Annotated in this window: 9 protein-coding genes; 6 read left to right on the top strand and 3 right to left on the bottom strand. The window is 71.5% G+C overall.

The genetic code is table 11. The annotated features are described in order from the left end of the window. Nucleotides 1-50: 50 nt before the first annotated feature. On the bottom strand, nt 51-848 hold the full coding sequence (locus QWJ38_RS18825; protein WP_290360654.1) for an SDR family oxidoreductase: 798 nt from the start codon (nt 846-848) through the stop codon (nt 51-53). 182 nt (nt 849-1030) lie between these two features. On the opposite strand from QWJ38_RS18825, the gene QWJ38_RS18830 reads away from it, so the two are divergent. From QWJ38_RS18830 to QWJ38_RS18845, 4 genes are all read left to right on the top strand, one after another. Continuing rightward, the gene (locus QWJ38_RS18830; protein ID WP_290360655.1) at nt 1031-3742 is read left to right on the top strand and encodes an ABC transporter transmembrane domain-containing protein; all 2712 of its coding nucleotides are present in this window, start codon (nt 1031-1033) and stop codon (nt 3740-3742) included. Between the two features lie 64 nt (nt 3743-3806). Next, the gene (locus tag QWJ38_RS18835; RefSeq protein ID WP_290360656.1) at nt 3807-4667 is read left to right on the top strand and encodes an SDR family NAD(P)-dependent oxidoreductase; all 861 of its coding nucleotides are present in this window, start codon (nt 3807-3809) and stop codon (nt 4665-4667) included. 120 nt (nt 4668-4787) lie between these two features. Further along, a complete protein-coding gene (locus QWJ38_RS18840) occupies nt 4788-6791 on the top strand; it encodes a protein-L-isoaspartate(D-aspartate) O-methyltransferase (protein ID WP_290360657.1) in 2004 nt (667 codons plus the stop codon). 28 nt (nt 6792-6819) lie between these two features. Continuing rightward, nucleotides 6820-7431 (top strand): diguanylate cyclase, encoded by a 612-nt coding sequence (locus QWJ38_RS18845; RefSeq protein WP_290360658.1) that lies wholly within the window; start codon nt 6820-6822, stop codon nt 7429-7431. Nucleotides 7432-7481: 50 nt separating this feature from the next. Here QWJ38_RS18845 and QWJ38_RS18850 read toward each other — a convergent pair whose 3' ends face one another. Continuing rightward, complete coding sequence (locus tag QWJ38_RS18850; protein WP_290360659.1) at nt 7482-7883, bottom strand: GFA family protein; 402 nt, start codon at nt 7881-7883, stop codon at nt 7482-7484. A gap of 218 nt (nt 7884-8101) precedes the next feature. Continuing rightward, on the bottom strand, nt 8102-9190 hold the full coding sequence (locus tag QWJ38_RS18855) for an MBL fold metallo-hydrolase (protein WP_290360660.1): 1089 nt from the start codon (nt 9188-9190) through the stop codon (nt 8102-8104). 122 nt (nt 9191-9312) lie between these two features. Between QWJ38_RS18855 and QWJ38_RS18860 the strand changes: the two genes are divergently transcribed. After that, nucleotides 9313-9567: a carbonic anhydrase family protein gene (locus tag QWJ38_RS18860; protein ID WP_290360661.1), complete on the top strand. Its 255-nt coding sequence runs from the start codon at nt 9313-9315 to the stop codon at nt 9565-9567. A gap of 11 nt (nt 9568-9578) precedes the next feature. After that, the gene (locus QWJ38_RS18865) at nt 9579-10823 is read left to right on the top strand and encodes an erythromycin esterase family protein (RefSeq protein WP_290360662.1); all 1245 of its coding nucleotides are present in this window, start codon (nt 9579-9581) and stop codon (nt 10821-10823) included. Nucleotides 10824-10835 lie beyond the last annotated feature (12 nt).

Below are 10835 nucleotides of genomic sequence, written 5' to 3' on the forward strand. Positions count from 1 at the left end.
GAGGTACTGCCTCAAAGGCAAGCGGTGTGCCGAAGCGCTGCTGCGCCGCCTCAGGGCCAGGACGTCTCCTGCTCCGGCAACACCGTCATCTCGGCCACGCAGGTGCCCTCCGGCTGCTCCAGCACATAGCGCACCGCGCGCGCGACATGGACGGGCTCCTGCAGCTTGTCGAGGTCGATGCCGGGGAAGCGGTCGAGCAGAAACGGTGTGCGCATGCCGCCGGCGACGATCGCGCAGACGCGGATGCGCTGCGGCCGCAGCTCCGCATGCAGCGCATGCGACAGGCCGAGCAGGCCCCACTTGGTGGCGTGATAGGCGCTGGCATTGGGCCAGGCGCGCTTGGAGGCGGTCGAGGCGATATTGATCAGATGGCCGCCCTGCCCGCGCCGCTGCATCAGCGCGCTCGCATGCTTGGCCAGCACCAGGGCACCGAACAGATTGACCGCCAGCACGCGCCGCCAGTCCTCGACCGCCAACTCGGCCAGCGGCGCGGTGACGTCGATCGCCGCGTTGTTGACCAGCACGTCGAGGCGGCCGAATTCCTCGCCGACCGCGGCGACGGCGCGCTCGCATTGCGCCGCGTCGCCGACGTCCAGCAACAGCGCCCGCGCGGCCAGGCCTTCGGCGCTCAGCTCCTCCGCGCGGCGGCGCGTGCGCTCGGCATCGATATCGGCCAGCACGACGCGCGCGCCGGCCTCGCCCAGCGTGCGCGCGATCGCGCTGCCGAGGCCGCCGGCACCGCCGCTGATCAGCACCACCCGACCGTCCAGCGAGGACAGTGGAGAGGCGGAGGACGGCGTCGGGCTTTCCGAACTTCTTGCTGCAACGGTGCTGGGATCTGGACTCATGGCGAACCTTTTCTGGCCGGGATGCGCCGGCCATGGCAGGCGGTGTGCCGGCGACTCGAAAATCCGTCTTCATCGCTGCGCCGGCCGCCCTGTAGAAATTGCGGCGCCTCTTACAGCGCCGCAGGCCCGCTGCGCCGCGCGCCATGCGCGGCGGCGGGTCTGGCGATTGCTGACTGGTGGGGATGACGATCCTCAGCACCGGCTCGCGCGGCGTGGTGGCCGAACTCTGGCGCGGCGTCCATCGCTATCGCGGGCGCACGCTGGCGGCGCTGGGCCTGCTGATCGTCGCCAAGCTGGTCGGCGTGGCGGTGCCCTTGCTGCTGAAGATGATCATCGACCGGCTGGGCACGCCGGCGGCGGGCGCGGCGCCGGCCCCCGACGCCCATCTGGGCCTGCTGCTGGTCGCGCTGCTGCTGGGCTATGCGCTGCTGCGCTTTGCCGGGACCCTGTTCACCGAGTTGCGCGACCTGCTGTTCTCGCGCGTCGCCCAGCAGCTGGTGATCGGCATGTCGCAGCGGGTGTTCGCGCATCTGCTCGAATTGAGCGCCAGCTTCCATGCGCAGCGCGACACCGGTTCGCTGATCCGCGACGTCGAGCGCGGCACCACCGGCATCGGCTTCCTGCTCGGCGCCGGCCTGTTCACCATCGTGCCGACCCTGCTCGAGTTCTTCATCGTGCTGGCCGTGCTGTGGGTCGGCTACGACCAGGCCTTCTCGCTGGTCGTGCTGCTGTGCTTCGTCGTCTACGCCGTCTACACCTCGGTGCTGACCGAGCGGCGCATGCTGCGCCAGCGCAAGGTCAACGAGATGGACTCGCGCGCGCACAGCCATGTGCTGGACACGCTGATGAACTACGACGCGGTCAAGGCCTATGCGCGCGAGCGCCACGAGGCGAAGCGCTATGACGAGATCTGCGCACGCTGGATCGACACGGCCGTGTCCAACCAGCGCGCGCTGTCGGCCCTGCACATCGGCCAGAGCGCCATCATCGCGGCCGGCGTCGCCGCGGTGATGCTGATGGCCGGCGATATGGCGGTTGGGGGCCGCATGACGGTCGGCGATCTGGTGCTGGTCAATGCCTACATCATCCAGATCTGCCTGCCGCTGAACGCGCTCGGCTTCGTCTTCCGCGAGGCGCGCGACGCGCTGGTCAATATCGAGCGCCTGTTCGAGCTGCTGGAGCAGCGGCCGAAGATCCGCGAGCCGGCCGACGCGCGGCCGCTGCAGGTGGCCGGCGGCGAGATCCGCTTCGAGCATGTGGACTTCGGCTACGAGCCGGGGCGGCAGATCCTGTTCGGCATCAGCCTGGCGCTGGCGCCGGGCACGACGGTGGCCGTGGTCGGCGGCTCGGGCTCGGGCAAGTCGACCCTGGCCCGCCTGCTGCTGCGCCTGCACGATGTCGACGGCGGCGCGATCACGATCGACGGCCAGGACCTGCGCACGCTGCAGCTGGCCAGCCTGCGCGGCGCGATCAGCATCGTGCCGCAGGACACCCTGCTGTTCAACGACACCATCGCCGGCAATATCGGCTACGGCCGGCTCGATGCCACGCGCGAGCAGATCGTCGCGGCGGCGCAGGCGGCCCAGGTCCACGAGCTGATCCTGTCCCTGCCCGAGCAGTACGAGACCCTGGTCGGCGAGCGCGGCGTCAAGCTCTCGGGGGGCGAGAAGCAGCGCGTCGCGATCGCGCGCGCCTTTCTGAAGAACCCGCCGATGATGATTCTGGACGAGGCGACCTCGGCCCTGGACACGCGCGCCGAACGCCAGATCCAGAAGGAGCTGGACCGCATCGCCGAGGGCCGCACGACCCTGGTGATCGCGCACCGGCTGTCGACCATCGTCGACGCGGACCTGATCGTGGTGATGGACAAGGGCCGCATCGTCGAGCGCGGCCGCCATGAGGAACTGCTGGAACGCAAGGGCCTCTATGCGCAGCTCTGGCAGCTGCAGCGCCAGCAGCTGGAGGTCGAGCGGCTGGAGCGGCGGCTGGCGCGCCAGCCGGTCAATCTGGTCGCGCTGATCGCCAATGCGATCGACAGCCTGCGGCCGGAGATGGACGCGCGCGGCATCAAGCTCTATTCGGCGATCGACATCCAGCAGGCCGGCGTGCTCGGCGACCTGCGCACCTTGGCGCGCGTGATCAGCGATCTGCTCGAGACGGTGCTCCACGCGACGCCGGCCGGCGGCCGCATCGAGCTGAGCCTGGACCGCCAGGGCGACGCGGCGCGGCTGGGCATCGCCGACGGCCGCCATGGCGACAACGGATCGAACGGCCCGAACGGAATGAACGGCCTGAACGGCAGCAACGGCGTGCGCCCGCAGGTCGACCCGCTGGAGATCCGCTCGCTGATCGAGCGCCAGGGCGGCCGCTTCGAGACCGAGCCGCCCGGCGAGGGGGCCGGCATGCGCTACACGATCGCGCTGCCGCTGCGCCAGGCGAGCGCCGCGCCGGCCACCGCCGCGCCGCCGACCGGCACCGACCAGCTGCCGCTGGCCGGCCTGCAGATCGCGCAGATCGACGATTCGCCGCAGGGCGGCGAGGAGCTGCGCCGTCAGCTGGAGCGGCTCGGCGCCCGGGTGCAGGGCTTCGGCAGCGGCGCCGCGGCCCTGCACTGGTTCGACGAGCGGCCGGTCGCGCAATGGCCGCAGCTGCTGATCTGCGATCTGCGGCTGGGCGACGAGGACGGCAACGAGATCCTGCGCCGCATCCGCCGGCTGGAGGCGCTGCGCGGCGTCGCGCTGGCGCGGCGCATCCCGGCGCTGGCGCTCAGCGACACGCCGGAGCGCCTGCTCCCCCAGCTGTCCGGCTTCCAGGCGGTCTTCGTCAAGCCGGTCGAGGCGGCGCAGATGCTGCCGACCCTGCTGGCCCTGCTGCAGCGCGCCGTGCCGCGCTGACGAGGCATCCGGATTGCTCCGCCCGCCCTCATCGGCCGCGCGCCCTCTCTCGCAAGGAAGCATCATGAGCAGCGATCAAGAACAAGCCGGCAGCGCGGCGCTTGCCGTCGTCACCGGCGCCTCCTCCGGCATCGGGCTGGAACTGGCGCGGCTGTGCGCCCGCCATGGCTGCGAACTGGTGCTGGCCGCCGACCAGGGCGATCTGGACGCGGTCGCGCGGACCCTGGGCCTGCAGGGCCGGCAGGTGCGCACGGTGCGGGCCGATCTGGCGACGGCCGCCGGCGTCGACCAACTGATCGCGGCGGTCGCCGGCCGGCCGGTCGAGTACCTGCTGGCCAATGCCGGGCACGGCCTGGGCCAGGCCTTCCTGGACCAGGACTTCGCCGCGGTGCGCCATGTGATCGACACCAATATCACCGGCACCCTGGACCTGATCCAGCGCCTGGGTCGCGGCATGCGCGAACGCGGCCGCGGCCGCATCCTGATCACCGGCTCGATCGCCGGCCTGATGCCGGGCAGTTTCCAGGCCGTCTACAACGGCAGCAAGGCCTTCATCGACTCCTTCTCCCATGCCTTGCGCAACGAGCTGGCGCACAGCGGCGTGACGGTGACGGTGCTGATGCCGGGGCCGACCGACACCCATTTCTTCGCGCGCGCCGGGCTGGAGGACACCAACGTCGGCGCCGACGACGACAAGGCCGCGCCGGCCGATGTCGCGCGCGCCGGCTTCGAGGCCATGCTGGGGGGCGAGGCCGATGTGGTCGCCGGCTGGAAGAACAAGCTGCAGGCGATGCTGGCCCATATCACGCCGGACGAGCTGCTGGCCGAGCGGCATCGCAAGATGGCCGAGCCCGGCACGGCGGAGCCGGAACAGCGCAAACAGGCCGAGCGGGCCGACAAGGCCGAGCCGCCGCCCTTCGACTAGGGCCCGTCAACGCTACGGCAGCACTGGCGGCAAAGCGCGCGGCCGTGCCGGCCCGCGGCGTCGGGGCGTCCGATCGAGCATGCCGATTGCCGTGGACAGGCGCAATCGGAAAGATGTTCGATGACGGAATCGGCGGCCGGATCGGCCGAGGAATCCTGGGTCGCGCGGCGTCAGCGCATGGTCGCCTCCCAGATCGCCAATCGCGGCGTGCGCGCCCCGGCCGTGCTGGAGGCGATGCGCGAGGTGCCGCGCGAGCGCTTCGTCGATGCGGCACTGGCCGAGTTCGCCTACGAGGACTCGCCGCTGCCGATCGGGCAGGGGCAGACGATCTCGCAACCCTATATCGTCGCGGCGATGCTGGAGGCGGCGCGCGTCGCGCGCGGCGACACGGTGCTCGAAGTCGGCGCCGGCTCCGGCTATGCGACGGCGGTGCTGAGCCGGATCGCCGCCCGGGTCTGCGCGATCGAACGCCACGAGGCGCTGGCGCGCCTGGCGCGGCAGCGCCTGGACGCGCTGGGCTACGCCAATGTCGAGCTGATCGTCGGCGACGGCAGCAGCGGCTGGCCCGGGCCGCTGTGCTTCGACGTGATCCTGGTCTCCGCCGCCGGGCCCGAGGTGCCGGCGACGCTGAAGGAGCAGCTGACGATCGGCGGCCGGCTGGTGATGCCGGTCGGCGAGCGCGGGCGGCAGCGCCTGGTGCGCCTGACCCGGCTCGACGAGCAGCGCTACGAGCAGGAGCTGATCGCGCCGGTGCAGTTCGTGCCGCTGATCGGTGCCCATGGCTGGCCCGAGGACGAGCGCCTGCCCGCGCTGCTGGCGGCCGCGGCCGAGCCGCTGCCCGATATCGAGGATCCGGCCTTCGGTCGCCTGTTCGACCGCTATGCCGATCGGCGCGTCGTCATGCTCGGCGAGGCCACGCATGGCAGCTCGGAGTTCTACCGCGCGCGCGCCGCGATCACGCGCCGCCTGGTCGCCGAGCATGGCTTCGAGATCGTCGCCGTCGAGGCCGACTGGCCCGATGCCGCGGCGATCGACCGCCATGTGCGCGCGCGCGAGGAGGCGGGCGCCGCGCCGGCCGGTACGCCGCCGTTCCAGCGCTTCCCGCGCTGGCTGTGGCGCAACCGCGATTTCGCGCAGTTCGTCGGCTGGCTGCGCCGCCATAACGCGGCCCATGAGCGGGCCGATGGCGCGGTCGGCTTCTACGGCCTCGATCTGTACAACCTGCGCGGCTCGATCGCCGCCGTGCTCGACTATCTGGACCGGGTCGATCCCGAGGCGGCGCAGATTGCGCGCGCGCGCTATGGCTGCCTGACGCCCTGGCAGCAGGATCCGGCCACCTATGGCCGCGCGGCCCGGCAGCCGGCCTTCGAGCGCTGCGAGGCCGGCGTGATCGCGCAATGCCGCGAGCTGCTGCAGCGCCGGCTCGGCGACGCGCCCGCTGACGACGACCGCTTCCTCGACGCGACGCAGAACGCGCGGCTGATCGTCGCGGCGGAGCGCTATTACCGGGTGATGTACTACGGCGGCGCGGACAGCTGGAATCTGCGCGACTCGCATATGTTCGATACCTTGCGCCGGCTGCTGGACTTCCGCGGACCGCATGCCAAGGCGGTGGTCTGGGCGCACAACTCGCATATCGGCGATGCGCGGCAGACCGATATGGGCTCGATGCGCAATGAACACAATATCGGCCAGCTGGCGCGCCAGCATTTCGGCGAGGACCGGGTCGCGCTGATCGGTTTCGGCACCCATGCCGGCACCGTCGCCGCAGCCAGCGACTGGGACGGCGAGATGCAGGTGATGAATCTGCGGCCCTCGCTGCCGGACAGCTATGAGCGCATCTGCCACGACGCGGCGCTGCCGCAGTTCCTGCTCGACCTGTCGGCGCTGCGCGGCGGGCGGCGGCCGGCGCTGCAGCGGCAGCTGCTGGAGCCGCGGCTGGAGCGCTATGTCGGCGTCATCTACCGGCCCGACAGCGAGCGCTGGAGCCATTACGCCGAATCGACCCTGCCGCTGCAGTACGACGGCTTCGTCTGGTTCGACCGCACGCACGCGCTGACGCCGCTGCCGGAGCGGCCCGCGGCCGGGCAGCAGCTGCCCGATCTCTATCCCTTCGGCCTCTAGGGAACGCCGCTTGCCGGGCGGGCGGATCATGGACGACCCGACCCGCCAGCTGCTGCAGAACACCCTGCTCTATGTGCTGCTGCCGGTCTGGATGGCGGCCGGCTTCGGCGACTGGCTGTGCCACCGCATGCTGAAGATGGAACGGACGGCCGGGCTGAAGGAGGCGCTGCTGCATCTGCTGATGCTGGCCGAGCTGGGCCCCTGCCTGCTGCTGGCGCTGCTGGCCGAGGTCAATGCGCTGGTGCTGAGCCTGCTGGCACTGGGCAGCCTGCTGCACGAGCTGACGCTCTGGTCCGATCTGCTGTATGCGATCCGCCGGCGCGCGATCCCCGTCGTCGAGCAATGGCTGCACAGCTTCCAGATCGCCGCGCCCTGGGTCGCGCTCGCCGCGCTGGCGCTGCTGCACTGGGAGCAGGCGCTGGCCATCGTCGGCCTGGGCAGCGAGCCGGCCGACTGGAGCCTGGCCTGGAAGCGCGAGCCCCTGCCCGCCGCCACGCTGAGCGTCCTGCTGCTGGCCGGCACCCTGCTGGTGGTGCTCCCCTTCCTGGAGGAAGCCTTTCGCTGCGCGCGCGATCCGCATGGCGAGCCGGTCGGCTTCGGCGCCGCTACCGGTACCGTCGAGGAACAGCGTCAGCATTGAGCAGCCAAGCGCTGGCGGCCGCTGTCGGCCGCTGTCGGCTATCCGCGGCCTCACTCCTCGGCGCTGCGCGGCAGCGCCGCGATGTCCATCGCCCAGGGCAGCGCCGATCGGCACCAGATCTGCCTGGCCGGCCGCAGCGCCTGACGCTGGTCGATGCAGCCGACGCGCAGGCCCATCCGGTCCGGCGTGGCAAGGTCGTAGGTGAACAGCGGCGAGCCGCAAGCGGCACAGAACTCCTGCGCGCGCCGTGCACCGCTGTCGGCCTGCTTCACATAGCACGCCGGTTCGCCGCGCAGCAGGCGCAGGCGCTGCCGGGTGGTGGCGATCGACACGCGATAGGCGCAGCCGCTCAGGCGCTGGCAATCGCTGCAATGGCAGAGGACGACCCGCGCCGGATCGACCTCGGCCTCGTAGGCGATCGCGCCGCAATGGCAGGAGCCGGTGACCCGCATGCGCTCGCCCGGGCAAGAGCCGTTCCCATCCCCCGAGCTTATGGGCGGCGGCGCATCATTCATGGCCGCCCCGGCCGGGGCCGGCCCCGATCTTGATAGAGTTGCGCCGCGCGTCGAGTTCTCGATGCGCCCTGCTTTTCCTCCCTGAGCAGGAGCCAAACAGACGATGACGGCGTTTGGCTTTGCTGGCCCCGGCCCGTGCCGGGGCCTTTTTTTCGCTATCTGAGGCCCTGCCACCAGCGCCGGTTGCTGCGCGGCTCGCCCACCGTCATCGGCTCGCCGATCTCGGGCGTGGCCAGCTCGATATGGCTGGCCGCCGCCAGATCGGCCAGCCGCTCCAGCGGCTCCTGCCAGCGATGGAAGGCGAGGTCGAAGGTGCTGTTGTGGACCGAGAACAGCACCTTGGCGCGCAGATCGACAAAGGCCTGCACGCTCTGCTCCGGCGTCATATGGACGGCGGGCCAGTAGGCATCGTAGGCGCCGTTCTCGATCAGGGCCAGATCGAAGCCGCCGAAGCGCTCGCCGATGCGCTTGAAGCCGTCGAAATAGCCGGAGTCGCCGCTGTAGAAGATGCGCTGCCCGGCCGACTCGATGACCCAGGACGCCCACAGCGTGCGATTGCGGTCGGCGAGGCTGCGGCCCGAAAAATGCTGGGCCGGCGTCGCGCTCAGGCGCACGCCGGCATGCGCGGCCGACTGCCACCAGTCCAGCTCCTGCACCCGCTCGGCCGGCACGCCCATGTCCAGCAGCCGCGCCTTGACGCCCAGGGGCACGAAGAAGCGCTGCACCCGCCGCGCCAGGTATTCGATCGTCGGCAGGTCCAGATGGTCGTAATGGTCGTGCGAGAGGATCAGGCCCTCGATCGGCGGCAGCTCCTGCAGGCTGAGCGGCGGCGCATGGAAGCGCTTGGGGCCGGCAAAGCCGACCGGCGACACCCGCTCGCCGAACACCGGATCGATCAGCCAGAAGCGGCCCTGCAGCTTCAGCAGATGCGAGGAATGGCCCAGCCGCATCAGATGGTTGCGCTGCGGATCCAGCGCCTGCAGCTGGGCGCCGCTCAGCGGCCGCACCGGGATGGCGTCGACGGGCACCGTGCCGACCTTGCTGCCGAAGATGAAGCGCGACCAGATCGTCCAGCTGCCGGCGCCGGGCGGCGTCTGCGGATTGGGCGGATTGGCGAACAGCCCGTCCTTGAACTGCGGGGAGCCGGCATAGGGCGAGCTGCCGTCACCGTTGCTGGAACAGGCGGCCAGCGCGAGGCAGGCGGCGGACAGCCAGCGGCGGCGGTAGAGTGGATGCAGGGTCATGGGGGTCGCTTGATGCCGATGTAAAGATATCACCTGACCCCGCGCGGGCCCACGGCCCGCACGCCAGGCGGGTAGACTCGTCCGCCGAGCCGGGTCTGTTCCACCACCGCTGCGGAGGTTCCATGAAGCGCATCCTCACGATCACGGCGGCCGTCCTCGCGACGGCCTCGGCGCCACTGCTGGCTGCGGACCACGCGGCACCACCGCATGACTGGGGCTACGAGGGCGAGACGACGCCGCCCTGTACCGAGGGCGTGCGCTTCTACATCCTGAAGACGCCGGCCGCGCTGTCCAAGGCGCAGGTCGAGGCCTTTCCGTTCAAGCTGAATGCGCGGCCGACGCAGCCGCTGAACGGGCGCAAGATCCTGGCCAGCTGAACCGGGCGCCGATGAGCCGGCTGGTCGCCGCACTGCTGATTGCTGCAAGCGCCGGCTGCGCGGCCGCCGAGCCGCAGCCGGCGCATGCCTGGCTGCGCCAGCAGGCGCGCCCCATGGCGGCGACGCAGGCGGCCGCGATCGACGATGCGGCACTCGCGGCCTTCGGCGCCGCGCTGGCGGATGCGCGCGTCGTCGCCCTCGGCGAGCAGACGCATGGCGGCCGCCAGGAGTTCGAGCTGAAGCTGCGCCTCCTGCGCTATCTGCACGAGCGCCTGGGCTTCGACGTGCTGCTGATCGAGAGCGGCCTGTTCGACGTCGCGCAGCTGAACCGCGCGCTGGCCGAGGGCCAGGCCAGCCTGGACGCGCTGGCGCCCGGCAAGATCTTCTATATGTATTCGAAGAGCGATGCCGGCCGCGAGCTGCTGCGCTATCTGGACGCGCGCCGCCGGGCGCCGCACCCGCTGGCGCTGGCCGGCTTCGACAGCCAGCTGACCGGCGACGCCAGCCAGCAGGCGCTGCTGCCGGCGCTGCGCGCTCGGCTCGCCGCCCGCGATGCGCGCGCCGCCGAGACGATCGACTGGGCGCTGCTGGAGCGGCTTGGCGCCCGCCTGTTCAAGCTCGATCGCCAGGCGCCGCCGGCCGAGGAGCGCGGCCGCTTCGACGCGGCGCTGGCCGGCCTGCGGCAGCAGCTCTGCACGCCAGCGTCGGACGAAGAGGCGGCGATGCTCGCCTGCCGCAGCGTGGCGGGACTGCAGGCCCAGGCGCGCACCGTCTGGGACGGCGACTACCAGCGCGACCATGCGATGGCCGACAACCTGCTGTGGCTGATCGAGCGCGTCTACGCGGGCCGCAAGATCGTGGTCTGGGGTCATATCGCGCATCTGGGCCGCGGCCTGCAGCGCGACCCGCAGCACCGCATGGCCGGCGCCCTCGTCGGCGAGCGCCTGGGCCGCGCCTATTACGCGCTGAACACCACCGCGCTGGAAGGCCGCTGGCTCGACGATGGCAGCGGCGAGCTGCGCGATATCCCGCCGGCCGCGGCGGACAGCGTCGAGGCGGCGCTGGCCGCGAGCGATGCGGCGGAGTTCATCTTCGTGGACGGCCCGCGCCGGCCGGTGCCGGGCCTGGCCGCGATGCCGGCCCGCGCGCTGGACTTCGGCCCGCCCTGGCCGGGCATGCAGGCCAATGGCCTGGGCACGCACTGGGACGGCCTCTTCTACATCCGCCGGATGGCGCCGGTGACGCTGCAGCGCTGAGGCCGGAGCGCC

It is taken from the genome of Roseateles violae (genome assembly GCF_030410485.1).
GTDB classification, from domain to species: Bacteria; Pseudomonadota; Gammaproteobacteria; order Burkholderiales; family Burkholderiaceae_C; genus Roseateles_D; species Roseateles_D violae.

Coding starts and splice junctions, on each gene's coding strand:
- QWJ38_RS18825 (WP_290360654.1), bottom strand. CDS start 848: ATGAGTCCAGATCCCAGCACCGTTGCAGCAAGAAGTTCGGAAAGCCCG.
- QWJ38_RS18830 (WP_290360655.1), top strand. CDS start 1,031: ATGACGATCCTCAGCACCGGCTCGCGCGGCGTGGTGGCCGAACTCTGG.
- QWJ38_RS18835 (WP_290360656.1), top strand. CDS start 3,807: ATGAGCAGCGATCAAGAACAAGCCGGCAGCGCGGCGCTTGCCGTCGTC.
- QWJ38_RS18840 (WP_290360657.1), top strand. CDS start 4,788: ATGACGGAATCGGCGGCCGGATCGGCCGAGGAATCCTGGGTCGCGCGG.
- QWJ38_RS18845 (WP_290360658.1), top strand. CDS start 6,820: ATGGACGACCCGACCCGCCAGCTGCTGCAGAACACCCTGCTCTATGTG.
- QWJ38_RS18850 (WP_290360659.1), bottom strand. CDS start 7,883: ATGCGGGTCACCGGCTCCTGCCATTGCGGCGCGATCGCCTACGAGGCC.
- QWJ38_RS18855 (WP_290360660.1), bottom strand. CDS start 9,190: ATGACCCTGCATCCACTCTACCGCCGCCGCTGGCTGTCCGCCGCCTGC.
- QWJ38_RS18860 (WP_290360661.1), top strand. CDS start 9,313: ATGAAGCGCATCCTCACGATCACGGCGGCCGTCCTCGCGACGGCCTCG.
- QWJ38_RS18865 (WP_290360662.1), top strand. CDS start 9,579: ATGAGCCGGCTGGTCGCCGCACTGCTGATTGCTGCAAGCGCCGGCTGC.